This window comes from Micromonospora sp. NPDC005215, from assembly GCF_040607915.1.
Taxonomy (GTDB): domain Bacteria; phylum Actinomycetota; class Actinomycetes; order Mycobacteriales; family Micromonosporaceae; genus Micromonospora.
This window is the reverse complement of record NZ_JBEXHQ010000001.1, coordinates 82862-98217: the sequence shown is the minus strand read 5'-3', so window position 1 is coordinate 98217 and position 15356 is coordinate 82862. Positions and strand designations below refer to the sequence as shown.

General features: G+C 67.0%; 12 protein-coding genes, 1 tRNA gene and 1 pseudogene. 5 read left to right on the top strand and 9 right to left on the bottom strand.

The genetic code is table 11. From position 1 onward, the window contains the following. Positions 1–28: 28 nt before the first annotated feature. From ABZU25_RS00540 to ABZU25_RS00530, 3 genes are all read right to left on the bottom strand, one after another. Positions 29–2485, bottom strand: a complete 2457-nt coding sequence (locus ABZU25_RS00540; RefSeq protein WP_355027166.1) for a ricin-type beta-trefoil lectin domain protein — start codon at positions 2483–2485, stop codon at positions 29–31. A gap of 318 nt (positions 2486–2803) precedes the next feature. Further along, positions 2804–4177: a lectin gene (locus tag ABZU25_RS00535; RefSeq protein ID WP_355027165.1), complete on the bottom strand. Its 1374-nt coding sequence runs from the start codon at positions 4175–4177 to the stop codon at positions 2804–2806. A gap of 407 nt (positions 4178–4584) precedes the next feature. Continuing rightward, positions 4585–4938 carry a hypothetical protein gene (locus ABZU25_RS00530; RefSeq protein WP_355027164.1) on the bottom strand — a complete coding sequence of 118 codons (354 nt, stop codon included), beginning with the start codon at positions 4936–4938 and terminating at the stop codon, positions 4585–4587. A gap of 114 nt (positions 4939–5052) precedes the next feature. On the opposite strand from ABZU25_RS00530, the gene ABZU25_RS00525 reads away from it, so the two are divergent. Continuing rightward, complete coding sequence (locus ABZU25_RS00525; protein ID WP_355027448.1) at positions 5053–6483, top strand: glycoside hydrolase family 6 protein; 1431 nt, start codon at positions 5053–5055, stop codon at positions 6481–6483. Here ABZU25_RS00525 and ABZU25_RS00520 read toward each other — a convergent pair. Continuing rightward, complete coding sequence (locus ABZU25_RS00520; protein WP_355027163.1) at positions 6387–6662, bottom strand: hypothetical protein; 276 nt, start codon at positions 6660–6662, stop codon at positions 6387–6389. The two genes, ABZU25_RS00525 and ABZU25_RS00520, sit on opposite strands and share 97 nt — an antisense overlap. Beyond that, positions 6655–7875 (bottom strand): MFS transporter, encoded by a 1221-nt coding sequence (locus ABZU25_RS00515; protein WP_355027162.1) that lies wholly within the window; start codon positions 7873–7875, stop codon positions 6655–6657. The genes ABZU25_RS00520 and ABZU25_RS00515 overlap by 8 nt, the downstream gene beginning before the upstream one ends. 328 nt (positions 7876–8203) lie before the next feature. Here ABZU25_RS00515 and ABZU25_RS00510 point away from each other — a divergent pair, with 328 nt between their 5' ends. Then, positions 8204–8854 (top strand): CGNR zinc finger domain-containing protein, encoded by a 651-nt coding sequence (locus ABZU25_RS00510; RefSeq protein ID WP_355027161.1) that lies wholly within the window; start codon positions 8204–8206, stop codon positions 8852–8854. Between the two features lie 76 nt (positions 8855–8930). On the opposite strand, the gene ABZU25_RS00505 is transcribed toward ABZU25_RS00510, so the two are convergent. Both ABZU25_RS00505 and ABZU25_RS00500 read right to left on the bottom strand, forming a co-directional pair. Next, a complete protein-coding gene (locus ABZU25_RS00505) occupies positions 8931–9494 on the bottom strand; it encodes a DinB family protein (protein WP_355027160.1) in 564 nt (187 codons plus the stop codon). 480 nt (positions 9495–9974) lie between these two features. Then, positions 9975–10358 (bottom strand): annotated as a pseudogene (locus ABZU25_RS00500) (hypothetical protein); the annotation flags it as partial. Between the two features lie 148 nt (positions 10359–10506). Between ABZU25_RS00500 and ABZU25_RS00495 the strand changes: the two are divergent. The 3 genes from ABZU25_RS00495 to ABZU25_RS00485 all read left to right on the top strand — a co-directional run bounded on the left by ABZU25_RS00495 (position 10507) and on the right by ABZU25_RS00485 (position 12296). After that, complete coding sequence (locus ABZU25_RS00495) at positions 10507–10785, top strand: hypothetical protein (protein ID WP_355027159.1); 279 nt, start codon at positions 10507–10509, stop codon at positions 10783–10785. Positions 10786–10791: 6 nt separating this feature from the next. Continuing rightward, positions 10792–11943, top strand: coding sequence for a hypothetical protein (locus ABZU25_RS00490; RefSeq protein WP_355027158.1), 1152 nt, complete (start codon positions 10792–10794; stop codon positions 11941–11943). Between the two features lie 277 nt (positions 11944–12220). Continuing rightward, positions 12221–12296 (top strand) — tRNA-Arg (locus ABZU25_RS00485). 933 nt (positions 12297–13229) lie between these two features. Here ABZU25_RS00485 and ABZU25_RS00480 read toward each other — a convergent pair. Then, on the bottom strand, positions 13230–13778 hold the full coding sequence (locus ABZU25_RS00480; protein ID WP_355027157.1) for a hypothetical protein: 549 nt from the start codon (positions 13776–13778) through the stop codon (positions 13230–13232). Then, entirely contained in the window at positions 13775–14926 is a 1152-nt protein-coding gene (locus tag ABZU25_RS00475; protein WP_355027156.1) for an XRE family transcriptional regulator, read from the bottom strand. The genes ABZU25_RS00480 and ABZU25_RS00475 overlap by 4 nt, the downstream gene beginning before the upstream one ends. Positions 14927–15356: the final 430 nt, after the last annotated feature.

Sequence of the window (15356 nt, the reverse complement as noted above, 5' to 3'; positions counted from 1 at the left end):
TACGAGTCCTCGTGCGGACGCCAACCGATCAGCCGCGGATCCACTGCTGGTTGCTGCCACCGGTGCAGGTCCAGAGTTGGACGGCGGTGCCGTTGGCGGTGCCCGCACCGTTGACGTCCAGGCAGAGCCCCGAGCCGACCCCGGAGATGGTGCCGTCGGTGTTGACCCGCCACTGTTGGCCACTGCCGCCGTTGCAGGTCATGATCCGTGCGCGGCCTCCCGACGCGGTGCCCGACACGTCGAGGCACTTGTTGCCGTAGATGGTCAGTTGGTTGCTCGAGGTGAGCGTCCACTGTTGGTTGGCGCCGCCGTTGCAGTCCCAGATCTGCACTACCGAACCGTCGGCCTGGCTGGCTCCGTTGACGTCCAGGCACCGGTTGGAGCCCGCGCCCCGGATCGCTGTGGTCGCGCCCGGCTCCCCGGAGTTGCCGACCGGGGTGATGGAGAGATTGTCGAACTGGGCGGAGACTCCCTGACCCGTGCCGTACCCGATCTGGCCGGCGACCCAGGTCGAGTCGGAGGCCGTGCCGACGGTGTTGCCGTCGATGGCCGCGGTCAGGGTGCTCCCGTTGAGCGTCAGCGCCAGGGTGTGCCAGCGCCCGGTGCCCAGCGCCGAGGTGTTCCCGCTGGCCAGCGTGCGCCAGTTGCCACTGGTGTTGTTGCTCCGGATGGACCACGCGCCACCGTCGGTCACCCGGAAGTAGTAACCGTTCAGGTTCTGTGGCCCCTGGTGGTTGTACGTGTTGGCGCGCCCGATGAGCTGCGCGTAGCCGGACTTCTCCAGCAGCACGTCAGAGGAGACCGTGTAGTTGCGCCAGGACAGGTCACCCAACAGCGTGTACGGCTCGGCCTGGCCGGACGTCCAGAAGATCGGCGTCTGCTCCGACATCTGGCGTACGCACCGGCCAGCGCGACCACCCCCGCAGCCGGCGATCTCGAACGAGCCCTGCTGGTCCATCAGATACCGGGCCTCGCGCCCCACGTCGTAGCTGTCGAAGGTGTCGTTGTACGGCAGCTTCAGGTTGCCCTGCGCCGGGCTGACCGCGGTGCCCTTACCCTGGCCGGTGGTGGTGGTGATGCTGTAGACGTAGCCGGGCTGGACGGTGAGCGAGAAACGCCCCCCGCTCGGCGTGATGTCGTTGCCCCGGACGAAGTGGTCGGCGGTGTTGTTCGACCGGACGTTCGTCGACCAGACGTGCACGGCGCCGGTGGACAACCCGCCGGTGACGGTGAAGTCGAGGGTCTGCGCGGAGCCGGCGTCCATCGTCTCGATGACGGTGCTGTAGTCGCTGTTGTTCGTCGACTTCAGCGAGACGTAGCTGCCGTTGTTGCGGTTGCCGCCGAGGTAGCCGCTCGACCCGTCGAGGTAGCGCCAGCCCGGGGCGGTGAACTGCGTGGTCTGCGCCATCACCCACGCGTTCTTGCCGATCGAGTAGGCGCCTGACCAGGGCTGCTGGGCCACCGCCACGCCCGTGGTCGCCCAGGGGATGTTGGGGGTGATGGCGGCGATGGCGGGCCAGTTGATGTAGCCGGTCATCTTGCCGTCGATGTAGCCACGGTTGATGCCCCGGGCGAGGGCCTGCGCCCCGGCGTTGTAGTCGTCGGAGCCGTTCTCGCTGGCCCACAGCGACTTGCCGGTGGACACCGCGTTGCCGGAGCTGGGGCAGCTGGTCTGGGCGCTGCGGTATCCGCAGACGTAGTGGCTGCCGAAGACCTGCACGGCGTTGGCGAACGCCGGATCCCGCAGTGACTCGTCGGCGGCGCCCCAGCCGAAGTCGTCCGAGGCGACGATCTTCACGCTGCTGTAGCCGTGCGAGTTGAGGGCGGAGCGCAGGTTCTTGTACCAGGTGGCGTTGTAGCCCTTCTCGTTCCACCCGCCGAGATAGTTGATGGTCAGCCCGTGGGTACCCGCGCAGTCCAGCCAGGCCACCAGGTAGTCGATCGAGTCGTTGGACCAGAAGTTGCCGTTCCCGATCCAGCCCGGGGCTCCCCAGGACAGGCCCGCCAGGGCGATGTTGGCGTTACGCGCCCTCGCCTGCTCCATCAGCCACCACTCGTAGCCCCGGTTGCAGTTCACGTTGCCCCGGGTGTGTTCGTGGCTGGGCTCCGCGCCGGAGGTGGAGTTGGTGTCCCCGCCGATCTCCACCTTCAGCAGCTGCATCGCGGCGCCGCGACCCGGCTTGAACAGGTAGTCCAGGATGTCGCTGCGTTGCGGTTCCGGGTAGTCGATCAGCAGTCTGCTGTTGCCACCGCCACCACTGACCGCGCCGATCCCGTCGAGCGCCCGTCCACCGGACCCACCGTTGATCGTGATGGCGGTTGCCGCCTGGGCCGGGGAGGCGAAGCCGGTCAGCACAGCTGCCGCCGTCACCACCGCCCCCACCACCGAAGCGGTCAACCGACGCGGACGCCATGTGCTCCGCCACGACAGTCCGCGTGGCCCAACTTCGCCAGCACCGCGCCGACGACTCTCTCGATCGAACATCTGACCCGCCTCCCCAGCCGGTTTCGACCGCGAAGCCGTACGTCACACATCGAGCTGGCGTACTGCACGCAGTCGCTTCAATCGAAGATCACTAATGAGCAGACGTCGTATGTTAGGCACCGGATCGATCGGCGGTCAACCGTGTTGACCAGGTATGCGTCGCTGGTCGGTGCCGGTGACGTGGGGCACCGGGGCGCGGAGATATCCGATGAATGCGCCGCGTCGCCCGCCGGCGGAGCCGGTTGGTTCGGCGGCGAAACCGGGTGGTTCCGCCGCCGAACCGGACCTACCGTTGCCCTCCCGAGACGTTCGCCGGAATCAGCTGCGACTCCATCGTTGGTTGGCCGCGCCGTTGCAGTCCCAGATCTGGATACGCGTGCCGTTGGCTGTGCCGTTGCTGACCACGTCCAGGCACCGGCCCGAGCCAACGCCGGTGATCGAGCCGTCGGCGTTGAGCCGCCACCGCTGGTTGGACTGGCCGTTGCAGTCCCAAATGATCACCGAGCTACCGTTCGCGGTGCCGCCGCCGTTGACGTCGAGACACTTCCCGCCGAAGACGCGCAGCTCCTGGGCGGCGGTCGAGGTCCAGCTCTGGTTGCTCTGGCCGTGGCAGTCCCAGATGATCGCCGCCGCGCCGTTGGTCTGCGCGGCGCCGTTGACGTCCAGGCACCGTCCGGAGGCCGTGTTGCGCAGGGCCGACGTGCCACTCGGTGGCGGGGTGCTGGTCGGGCTGGCGGTGGGCGACGTCGTCGGGGTCGGCGTGGGGTCGGTGCTGCCGAACTGGGTGAAGAACCTCCACACCTCGCCCTTGGTCCAGGTCCTGGCTCCGCTGTCCCCGCCGCCGTCCACCGGACCGGGGGTGTGCCCGCCGTCGAAGGCCGCCCACACCACCGGATAGCCGGATCGGCAGCCGGAGTAGGTGGTGGTGATGTGGGTCAGGCTCCCCGCCCTCGGCTCGGGCGGGCTCTGTGCGGTGCACCCGTTGTTCCGGACGAACGTGTCCCGCAGGGACCGTCCGGCGGAGACGTTCAGCACCGGGTCCCCGATGCCGTGGATTCCCATGTACGCGATCGGCTGGGTGCCGCCGCCGCACCCGCTGAGCTGCCCGCCGGAGTAGACCGCGACAGCGCGGAAGACACCCGCCCGCGAGCAGGCCAGCGAATAACTCATGCCTCCGCCGTAACTGAAGCCGAGCGCGAAGAGCTGCGTGGTGTCGACACACAGGTCTGCCTCGATCAGCGCGATCATGTTGTCGACGAAGGTGACGTCCTGGCCGCCGGGGTTGGCCCAGCCGTTGCCGTTGCCCTGGGGGGCGACGAAAATGGTGCTGTTGTTCGCCTGCTGCCGCAGCCCGTAGTAGGACCAGGCCGCCCCGTCCGCCCCGCCGCCGTCGACGTCGTTGGCGGTGCCGCCGTTCCAGTGGAATCCGAAGATCAACCGGTAGGGGTGACTCCTGTCGTAGTTGTCAGGAATCCGCAGGATGAAACTACGGTTCTGGCCGCCGCTCTGGATGGATCGTGAACCGCTGGTCAGCGTGGGCGCCTTGCCGCACCCGGCGGTCGCTGCGGCCGGTGCGACGTCCGCGGCCGACGCGGTGGTGCCCAGACCGCCGGCCAGTGCCGCAGCGCTCACGGTGACGACGACAGCCGCCGCCGTGGCCAGAAAACCAAGGATGGGTCTACGTCTTGTCATGATGGGGCTCCCGCCACTCGACACGAACTGACTCAGGTGCGGGGATCCACGGCGACACCCACACCGCTACGACTCGCCACTCCCGGTCACCCCGCCGACCACACTCGTCGCGGAGGAAACCTCAGAGACGCGATGTGCCCACGGCGTCCGGCCGGCTCATCGCCACAGGGTCCTGCGGCTGGCCTCGCCGCCCACGCGGGACCAGTTGGTCGTCGAATCGTTGACGGCCGACACCGTGCGCGCCCGAACACCAACGACTGACCGTCGGACGGTCCCCGAGCACCCGGCTCGACGTCGAATCGATTCGCTCCGACGCTAGATCGCGCAGTGAAGTATGTCAATGCTGTGTCCGGCAGGTTGCGGCCTGGTCCCGAGCCTGTCGGCGCGATCGGCCCCCGGTGTCGAGGTCACTCGCGGATCAGCCCCGGTGGCAGCGCGTCCTCGTCGGGCCGGACCCGGCGGGCGTTGGCCAGCGGGTCGCGTTCGAGGGTGTGGATCAGCGGCTCCGGGCCGCCGACGCAGGCCCAGGTGTCGTCCCAGAGTGCGGAGACCAACCATGATCGGTCGGCGGGAAAGAACAGGTCGGGAAGCGATCCACGGCCGTGGCGCAGGTGACCGGTCCGCCAGGTGAGAGCCTGCTCGGAGCCGGCCTCGACCAGCACGTACGGCCAGTCCCAGTAGAGCTTTTCGGGCTCGTGGTCGCCGTCGCGAACGATCCCAACGGCGTTGGCGAATCGTGACGCATGGACGAGGGTCGCCACCTTAATGACGAGTCCGCATGCCTTGGCAGCGGGGCGTGCCTCCGCTACCGTCCATGGGAACGCTCCCATGAATTCGGTAACATCTATGTGATCAGGAGGCAACACGTCGTGGCTATGCTTTCCTCGCTTCTCCGCAGATCGGTGGCCACCAGTGTGGCGGCCGTCGCGGGTGCCACCGCCGTCGGCGTCTGCCTCGCCGTCGGCAGCGCCTCCGCCGGCACGCTGTCCGGATCGCTATACCGCGACCCGAGTTCGGCTGTCGTCCGCTGGGTCGCCGCCAACCCCGGCGACTCGCGTGCCGCCGTCATCCGCGACAAGATCGCGAGTCAGCCGCAGGCCCGCTGGTTTGCCAACTTCAACCCCTCGACCGTGCAGTCCGAGGTCTCCGGGTTCATCGGCGCTGCCAACGCCGCGCAGCAGATCCCGGTGCTGGCGGTGTACGAGATCCCCAACCGGGACTGCGGCGGGGCCAGCGCCGGTGGGGCGCCGGACCTCAACCAGTACCAGACGTGGGTGTCCAACTTCGCCCGAGGGCTGGGCAACCAGACCGTCATCATCATCCTGGAAACCGACTCGCTCGCCCTGCTGACGTGCTTGAACAGCAGCGAGATCAACGCGCGTAACCAGGCGATCTCGACGGCCACCCGGACCATCAAGTCGGGCAACCCCAATGCCAAGGTGTACCTCGACGGTGGCCACTCCACCTGGAACAGCGCTGGCGAGACGGCCAACCGGCTGCGGGCGGCCGGCGTGCAGTACGCCGACGGCTTCTTCACCAACGTGTCGAACTACAACTCCACCTCCGGTGAGGCGAACTTCGGCCGGGCCGTCATCTCCGCCCTCAACGGCATGGGCATCTCGGGCAAGCGCCAGGTCATCGACACCAGCCGCAACGGGGGCGCCAGCGGGGACTGGTGCGGCGACGACAACACCGACCGGCGCATCGGGCAGTACCCGACGACCAACACCGGCGACAGCAACATCGACGCGTACCTCTGGGTGAAGCCGCCGGGAGAGGCGGACGGCTGCCGTTACACGGCCGGTTCGTTCCAGCCCGACCTGGCCTACAGCCTGGCCAACGGCGTGCCCAACCCGCCCACCACCGCGCCGCCGACGACCGCCCCTCCGACCACGGCTCCGCCGACCACGGCTCCGCCGACCACCGCCCCTCCGACCACGGCCCCGCCGACGACCGCGCCGCCGACCACGGCCCCGCCCACCACGGCTCCCCCCACCACCCCGCCGCCGACCGGTAACGGCTGCTCCGCGTCGGTGGCGGTCAACCAGTGGTCCGGCGGCTTCACCGCGAGCGTGACGGTCACCGCCGGCTCTGCCAGCATCAACGGCTGGACCGCGACCATCACGCTGCCCAGCGGCGCCACGGTCACCAGCGCTTGGAACGCCCAGGCCAGCGGCACCAGCGGAACCATCCGGTACACCAACGTGAGCTACAACGGACGCGTCGGCGCCGGACAGTCGACCAACTTCGGCTTCCAGGGCACCGGCACCGGCCCGGGCACGACGGCCACCTGCGCGGCCAGCTGACCACACCCGATGCCAGGGCCCGGCGCGGAGGACCATCCTCCACGTCGGGCCCTGCGGTACGAGCACCTGGACACGTGCTTCGTGGCGACGTCGGAGGTGTCGTCGGACGCGTCCCGGCCGACCACCAGCACTTGGTCGTCATCGTGATTCACGTCCTGGCGGACGAGGGACTCAAGCATCAGCTGCGGAATGTCCGACCGGTTGTAGATCGGGACTACGACGGACAGTTTCCTGGCCGTTCCCTCTCCTGCGGGACAGCTCGTGGCAGGCGAGCAACGCGAACGCCGCGGCCGTCAGCAGGCCACCGAACAAGGGGATGACGCGTACCCCGGTCGTCGCCAGCAGGCCCGCGCCGATGAGCGAGCCGGCGGCGAGGCCGACGTTGAACGCGACGCTGAGGCTGGCCGACGCCATGTCGGTGGTCGACGGGGTCACCTGCATGATGCGGTGCTGGAGGCCCGCGATCAGCGAGCTGAACGACATCCCCGCCACGGCGAGCAACGGGATCGTCAGCGCCTTGCTCGCGCCCACTCCGTAGAGGCCGAGCATCGCGGCGGTGATGAGCCCGAGTAGAGCCAGCACGACACCGAGCGGAAACCGGTCCAGGACCCGGCCCACCGCCCAGGTGCCGGCGACGCCGAACGAGCCTTGGACGAAGAGCAGCATGCCGAGAGATGCTGCGGCGAACCCGCTGACGTCGAGGAGGAAGACGGTCATGTAGGTGAACGCGCCCATGGCGCCGGTGACCGCGAGGACGGTGGCGACGAGGAGCACCACGAAGCGGTGTCGATCCGGCAGTGGCCCGGTGTCGCCCGTACTCTCCTGGGGTGTGACGCTCGGCAGGAGCAGGGCCACCGCGAGGCAGGTCACGAAGCCGAGGATGGCCATCGCGACGAACGCCGCCCGCCACCCGGCCTGCCCGCCCAGCCAGGTGCTCAGCGGCACGCCGAGGACCGGGCCGAGGGCGTTACCGATCGACAGTCGAGCCACGATGCGGCCGCGGACGTTCGCGGGGAACATCGAGATGGCTACGGGGAACACCACCCCCCAGAAGACACCGTTGGTGGTGGCGGACACCAGCCGTGCGGCGAGCAACACCTCATAGGAGGTTGCGAAGGCCGACACCGCTGTCGCTGCGGCGAACACACCGAGGGAGCCGACGAGCAGTGGGCGCCGGGGCACTCGCCGAGTGACCCGGGTCAGCGGAAGCGCCACAATCATGACCACCACGGCGTATCCGGTCACCAGTAGGCCGGCCTCCGACCTGGAGCGTCCCAGGTCCGGCGCGATCAGCGTGAGCAACCCGATCGGAAGCACCTCGGTGGTGACGTAACAGAAAGTGGCCGCGGACAACGCGGCGAGGGCATAGGCCGCGCGTCGTTGGTGCGCCATTGGCTACCTCCCAGGTCTTGGGCAAGGTGCGGCAAGAAGCCGCAACGCAAGCGGTACGCAGGAGACCCTCGATCATCCCGAAGGCACCAGCTGCGCCGGCGTGATTCTTGCTAATCGGGTTTTGACGGTAGCATAGACAACTCGACATCTCTCGCCATCTGCACCCTGCGAAGCCGTACTGCACAGGCAGGTCTCAGCCACCAAGCCGCTCGGGTAAAGCTGACTAAAGCCGCAGGCCAAACGGTGGGCTTCGCCGTGCTCACCAGCCAGCCCTGATGCCGAGCGGATAATAACCGTCTTAGGCGGTCTAGGTGGTAGCCTCTTCGGCATGCCACTCGACGTGTGCCAGCTACCGTTGGTCGGCGGGCACCCCGCACTCGATCTGGTCAACACACTCGAGCGAGGGGGCGGGTCGCCGCACGACTTCCTGTCCGATAGCTCCGCTCTGCTGCGCTGGTCGGCCCGGGTGGGCATGATCAGCGCCGCGGAGGCCGACCAGGTTGGCCGGGCGTGGCTTGACGAGCCCGCGGCGGCGCACGCGGGACTGGCCGCCGTGCGGGACGTTCGTGAGGGGCTGCATCTCGTGCTGCTCGCGACGATCGCCGACGCGGACGGTGGGACGGCAGGTGACCCTGTCGCGGCCGGCGCCGCGCTGGTCGCACTACATCAGCGCTGGTCCGGCGCGGCCGCCCGAGCAAGATTCGTGCTCGACCCGTCGAGGGTGCGGCTGACCTACGGCACGGTCCCGGCCATGATGGTGCCCGACCGGATCGCCGAGGCCGCCCGCGACATCATGCTGACCGCCGACCTGACCCGGGTGCGCCGCTGCCCGGTGCTCGAAGGTGGCTGTGGCTGGCTGTTCCTCGACCAGAGCCGCAGTGGTTCCCGCCGTTGGTGTCGCATGGCCGACTGCGGCAACGCGGTGAAGGCCCGACGGCTCACTGCGCGTCGCCGCGCCGCCCGGGCACCCCGCTCGTAGACAGTCGACCATGACTGTGTCGGCGTCACGGAGGCCGCGTAGGTTTCCGAACCTTGATCGCCGATTTACCGAAGGGTCATATTCGGCGCGGTTCGGCTCCGTCCTGCCAGCGGTAGAGGTCGCGTAGCAGGGAGATCTCGGCGCCGTGATGGATCAACTCCCTGTTGACGTGCAGGACGATGCCCTCCATGGGACGCAGCTCGGGACCCACCGTGGGCGGATTCTCCAGGTCAGCGTCCGAGAGTTCGCGGACCCCCGCGTTCCATCTCCCATACAACTCATCGAGCTGTTTCAGCGCCTCGTCAGCGGTCCCCGCGTAGGCGAACGTCTGGGAGTCGATGTCCTGGCCGCCGAAGTGCCATCCGACCCGATAGCCCAGGCACGAGACGATGATGTGCGCCAGCCGCCAGGCAATCGTGGTCACCGGCGCCGGCACCGGGTCAGGGGACGCGGAGTCCAGCGTCCACTCTCCCGAACCTGCCGACATCGGTGCGGCCGACATGCCACGGGGGCGGATGCTCCAGCAGCCGCGCACCGGCTCCCAGAGGTACTCCACATCGGTAAGACCGTCCAGCCGCGGCCGCAGGCTTCTGTGCCAGTACCAGTCCAACTGCTCCGCGAGCCGCTCGCTTCTTGTCACTTCCGCACCTTACAGACAACGGAGACCTGGCTGTGACCCTCGCGGACGCCGGCAGGCCCCGATCCAGGGGCATGGCATGGGACGACGAGTTGCGGGTCCAGCGCAGCCCGTGGCTGATCCGGGCGCTGAACGTCGTGCGGGATTCCTGCCGGACGCTGACCGGCATCCGCGTCGTGACCTGAGTCAGCCCTCGAAGCCCGCGAGAGATGCTGTCGATTTATCGCTGCCAAAAGCTGGAAGTAGAGTCACCCTGGGCCTCGGCGAAATTCTTTGTTTATGCCTTAAGAGGCCAAGAGCGCAGGGCGCCAACTGAGCCCCGTGGGATCAGCTGAAGGAGCTGTCAGGTCGACCGGGTTCCTCCGCGCCGAGCAGTTCACGGCGCCATTCGGCGAACGGCGTAACCGCCGGCCAGAGCGAAGCCGTATCGATCGGCCGCTCCGAGTCCGGTACGGGCGAGGCGTTCGTGGAAGGGGTCCACCGCTACGCCGCGTTGCTGCGGGTTGCGGCGAGTTCGGGAAAGGCTTCCTCCCAGCGCTGACGGAGCTGGGGTGGCAGCCAGATGGTGGGCCAGAGCCGCCGGAGGGGGTCGCCATTGAGCCAGGTGTTCAGATCCTCGACCGTATTGGCTTCGGTGAGCACCACCTTGTACATGCTGGCCAGGCGTGCGATCCGGTTCAGGTCGTACTCGGCCTGCCCGGACCAGTCGAGATGACGCGGAAGCGTCACCGTGCCTTCGGTCGGGCCGTGCAGTTCGGCAAGGGTTTCGGCCACCACGTAGGGCCTCCGGTCACCGTAGCTCCGGTAGTCCGCCGGTGGCTGTGGTGATGTCCTGCGTCGGTTGATGTTGGTCGCCCGCCGGACTTCCACCCGGCAGCGCCGGTACGGGCCAAAGATCGACGAACTCGGCCACTGAACCCATGCCGACCATCCTCGCGCATCGGGCTCCGAACACCTCGGCACCGGTTCGATATCCTCTGCCGATGGCATCGAAGGGAACGCCGCTCTGGAGGCGATGGTCGAGGACGCCACTGTCGACGCGTACGGCGACGACGAGCAGCTCACCGGCCTGTTCGCCATGATCGATGAACATCTGGCGGTGCTGTTCAACACCACCGTCCTCGGCGTCGAGGTCACCGTAGGCAAGATCGACCTGGCCGCGGACAGCATAGGCGCGGTCTGCGCCCGAGGCCGCCACCGGCAGAGGACCGACCTACTCGACCTGCAGCTACCCACCCCCGCGCCGGACGGCGCCGGGTGGATCGACGCCTACCGGCACTGGGCCGGGAGGTAGGCCACGGTGAGCGAGTACCAGTACTACGAGTTCACCGCCGTCGACCGACCCCTTACCGGCCGGGAGCGGGCCGAGCTGCGGTCGCTGTCCACCCGGGCCGACATCACCGCCACCAGCTTCGTGAACACCTACGAGTGGGGCAACTTCAAGGGCGACCCGCGCAAGCTGATGGAACGATACTTCGACGCGCACCTGTACCTGGCGAACTGGGGCACTCGCCAGCTCATGCTGCGGCTACCGAAACACGTGCTCGACCCCGCAACCGTCGCCCAGTACCGCCAAGGTGACAGCGTGTCCGCTTGGACCGCCGGCGAGCACGTCATCATCGACCTCCATGACGAGGACGAGGACGGCACCGACGAGTGGGACCTCGGCGGCCACGGTCTGCTCGCCTCCATTATCCCGGTCCGGGCCGGCCTCGCCGCCGGCGACCTGCGACTGCTGTACCTGGCCTGGCTGCGCTGCGTACAGTCGGAGGAGATCGCCGACGGCGAGCCCGAACCGCCGGTGCCGGCCGGACTAACGACCCTCGACGCGCCCCTCACCGCCGTCGCCGAGTTCCTGCGCATCGACCCCGACCTGATCGCGGCCGCGGCAGCCGGGTCGGCGCCGGCCGCCGCCGGCGAACCCACCGCTGCGCAACTACGCACCTGGGTCGTCGGGCTGCCCGCCCGGGACAAGGACGCCATCCTGACCAACCTGATCACCGGCGGCCACAGCCATCTACGCAGCGGACTGCTGCGCCGGTATCGCGACACACACCGCACCGACGCGTCCACCCCGACGGCTGCCCGTACCGCTGCGGAACTGCTCGCCACCGCCGTGGACCTGCGCGCCGAACGGGAACGACGGGACACCGAGCAGCGCGAACGCGACCGGGTTCGCCGGGAACGGTCCGCCGCAGCAGCTCGGCAACGGCACCTCGACACACTCGCGGTCGATCAATCCGCCGCATGGCTGCGGTTCGACGAACTCATCGCCACCAAGAAACCCCGCGAGTACGACACCGCAGTTCAACTCCTCGTCGATCTGCGCGACCTCGGCGAACGCGACGGAGACAGCACATCGTTCCGAAACCGGCTGGCCGAGCTACGGGCGGTGCACGCCCGAAAGCCCAGCCTGCTCGAACGCCTCAACCTCGCCGGCCTCGACATCTGACGTATGGTTCGCCGCCCGGCGACCGTCGCCAAAATGCGGAAAGGCTCGTAGCGGCCGCCGCGACGTACTGGCGTGACGCCCCGGACGGCCGCCGCCAACGGACGCAGACTTCAGGACGATGGGCAGCCGGTGGGCCGGCGTCGACGTCGGCAAGACCCATCACCACGTGTGCGTGTGGTCCTGGGGCTGCGAGAACGGCAGTCCGGGTGACGTGGGTGAGCGTAAGCCACTCCCTGCCACCCCAGGTGGAGCCCATGTCGCTAGACTGTGCGCTCGCGCCCCCGTAGCTCAGGGGATAGAGCATCGGTTTCCTAAACCGTGTGTCGCAGGTTCGAATCCTGCCGGGGGCACCAGGCAAAACACAGATCATCTCCCTGATCTGGAACTTCGCGTGGCCTCACCGCTTCCGCAAGAAGCGACACCTTCCAGCACTTCTCCGCGGGTTTCCGTGGGGCGGCTGGTGCCTCGGTGGGGCGAGCCAGCTGGCGAGCGTCGGCGGGCGGCGACTGAGCCAGCCTGATTCATCAAGCCCTCGCCAGCCGTCAGCCGCCCTTGCCGCCAGCGCTGAGCGACGACGGCTGAGGCTCGCCAATGTCGCGACGTGGGCGGCCGGCAGTCCCGCGATGACGTCGAGTTCCCAACAAAAATGATGTTGGACGTAACTGGGAGACGTCATGCTCGTACTGGCTGGAGGTAAGCCGGGGTTAAGCGGCCGTCGGCGATCGTCTCGGACGACCTGCGGGCCGAGATTAAGCCGCTCTGCCACCTCGACCGCCTCGCCGGCACCGGTTCCCGGGGGCGCAGCCCCTCGACGACCCCAAGGTGCTGTGCAGGTCGTCATCGCTCTCCGGGTAACCAGCAGCCCGGCAACCGCAACAACGATCGTTTACCGCACCAACGGCATCCAAGACAACTCAACGGACGGCCCTTCGTGGCCGACGGGGGCTACTGCGGCAGCGAGGTGATCATGCCCGTACACGCAAGCCCGCCGACGGTGGCGTCCTGCCAAGCCTGAGAGAACCTGAACAGCCACCACCGCAACGTCCGCGCCGCCGTCGAATAGACTCTCGCCAGGAAGAAAACGCTTCAAGGGCCTCGGTGGCTACCGGTCGCGCCATTCATACATTGACCGATTGATTACAATACCCTTGACCGGCCACAACATCGTCCTGATCGCCCGTGCCGGCGCGCGAAGCCGCGTCTTCTTCTATTTATGAGATTCCCATCTAGGTTGAAGACGGCTCGCTTGCCCTCCGCTTTGCTTGCGAAGCATTAAGGGTGGGTTGTCAGGTTGGACAAATGGCCATGTGATTGGTCGGCACCTTTACGCCTCTCTCATTCGCTGCCATTTCAATTATAAGGTCGTATGCTGCGGGGCATCCAATTTCGCCTTGGGTGAAGGATTCAGCGAGCACTTGCGAAGTATCTAGCGCAAATATCCCCCGTCTTAGAGCGAAATCCAAGGCGGGTCTGTCATCGGTGATGAATATACCTGAGGGCTCCCGGCGCTGGAGGTGGTAGATAACTTCCGCCTCGCCTAGGTGCTTAAGTGGGTCCGCGCTAGTTCCGCCCATCGCTTGGCGAATTAGGTCGATCTCCCGAAGCGCGCGCCGATCTCCCTCCACCTCTACCGGATCACCGAGCCATGACGCCTCTTGGACGCGGCGGAGTCGTGGTTCACCGCACCGATACCCCTCGTCGATCTCGAATCTGACCGTCTCTGTCCAGCGTGCTCGCCAACTGTACCTAATCTCTAGGAGGTCCAGCCTGTCGACGACCGCGAAGTTCCAAAGCGTGCATGTATCGAAAAAGACGTTTCCGACTAGAGCATTCACAATGCAGGCTCCAGCGTGTCCAGGTCCGCCTCCAAATCGCCTGCCACCGGATCATGCTTCGGCGGTGAAAGCTCGTCCAGCAATTGCTCGGGATCTACTCGCAGAAGTCCGGCCAGTGGGCGAACGCTGATCTTGCCGCCGACGTACGCCTCGGCGGCGCGTATAAGGAGGTTTCCAGGTACGCGCTGGTCGTTGCGCGCCTGCAGGTCGGCAGCGCGCCCGCTCCGTAGCGCGATCCGGCTGGACGACATGGACCGAATTCGCTCGCGGCTCGTGGCATTGACCAGGCCCAGGTTGTGTAAACGGAAAGCGAGAGCATCCAGGCTGACGCCGTATATGCCAAGCATGCCCGCCACTAGTTCCTCGCTTGGGAAGGCGCGTGAAACATGGGCTTGCATGGACGCGGCCGGCATCAAGAACGCCGCCGCAAAGGCATTGGCTCGCCGCTCGTCTGGGGTCTTTCGTCCGTAAAGGTTTTCATCCACGAGTAGGTCTTGCGAGTCACCTGCAATCAGGTGGCCCAGTTCGTGGGCAAGCGTGAATCGCTGTCGTGTTGCAGATACTCCACTAGCGACGATCGCCAACCGCAAACTTCCTCGTGCGATGCTTAGGCCATCGAGTCCGGCCGGCAATGACTCAAAGCCGATGTCAACACCGACTCGTTTTTCTATCAGCTCGGCCAGTTCGGCAAGGTCGTAAGGAAGATCTTCCGCGCCAATCCCAATCGCGTCTCGAAGCTCCTGGGCCAGCCTTTCGCCTTGCTCATAGGGGGTGGGAGCGTCGCTGGAAAATGGCCCAATCAAGGAACTTGATTCAAATCCGAGGTTGGACAGCAGGTTGTCCAGCTCGAGGATCTGCTGTACTCGGGTTAGCGCCTCTGCTACGGCTGGATTAGAGTTAGGTTGCGCCCGAGCCGCGAGAGCAACGACAGGCGGTTCCTCCTCGGTGAGGAGTGACTCGGCGGATACGCGGAGGGCTCTGGCGATCAGCGCTATCTCAAGGGACTTGAAGTTGCGTTGTCCGGAGAGTGCGCGGGACAACGCAGAGGGGCTGATATTTACGCTTCTGGCCAGGTCAGCCTGACTGATTCCCGCCTGGGCGATAGCCTTGGCCACCCGTTGAACGAGCGTCTCGCGAGTTACTGCCATGAACCAACAGTAGCGGTGCGTTGCGAAAATCGCAACGATACGCGGCTCAAGCCGGGTAGGCAAGTAATAAAGTATGTCCTTGTCGGATTAGTACACATGTGCGAGCGATTCGAAGCTGGTTGCCCATGTCAGCCATGCGCCCTCCATGCCTGCTGGGTGGACGGCTTGGAGGGTCCGGACGTCGGCGTGCAGCGGCAAGCCCAGCGGGAGATTGGGCCGACTGTCGGCGGTTTAATCGCGGAATCCCGATGGTTGCGGCGCTAGCCGGACTCGACTTGCAGCCGACCCCGACCCCGACCCGGCATCGGGCGACTTCGCAGGCCGGCGATGTCGCGGATCTGCCAGCCGGCGGGCCGCTCGGCCCTTTGCCTTCTGTTGGTAACTCCGGGTGGCTGGCTGGCCGGCTCTAAAGCTCGCCTTGGATCAAGGT

What these genes read in the sequence shown, in the direction of transcription:
- ABZU25_RS00540 (WP_355027166.1), bottom strand. Translation starts at nt 2,485, where the DNA reads ATGTTCGATCGAGAGAGTCGTCGGCGCGGTGCTGGCGAAGTTGGGCCA.
- ABZU25_RS00535 (WP_355027165.1), bottom strand. Translation starts at nt 4,177, where the DNA reads ATGACAAGACGTAGACCCATCCTTGGTTTTCTGGCCACGGCGGCGGCT.
- ABZU25_RS00525 (WP_355027448.1), top strand. Translation starts at nt 5,053, where the DNA reads ATGCTTTCCTCGCTTCTCCGCAGATCGGTGGCCACCAGTGTGGCGGCC.
- ABZU25_RS00520 (WP_355027163.1), bottom strand. Translation starts at nt 6,662, where the DNA reads ATGCTTGAGTCCCTCGTCCGCCAGGACGTGAATCACGATGACGACCAA.
- ABZU25_RS00515 (WP_355027162.1), bottom strand. Translation starts at nt 7,875, where the DNA reads ATGGCGCACCAACGACGCGCGGCCTATGCCCTCGCCGCGTTGTCCGCG.
- ABZU25_RS00510 (WP_355027161.1), top strand. Translation starts at nt 8,204, where the DNA reads ATGCCACTCGACGTGTGCCAGCTACCGTTGGTCGGCGGGCACCCCGCA.
- ABZU25_RS00495 (WP_355027159.1), top strand. Translation starts at nt 10,507, where the DNA reads ATGGTCGAGGACGCCACTGTCGACGCGTACGGCGACGACGAGCAGCTC.
- ABZU25_RS00475 (WP_355027156.1), bottom strand. Translation starts at nt 14,926, where the DNA reads ATGGCAGTAACTCGCGAGACGCTCGTTCAACGGGTGGCCAAGGCTATC.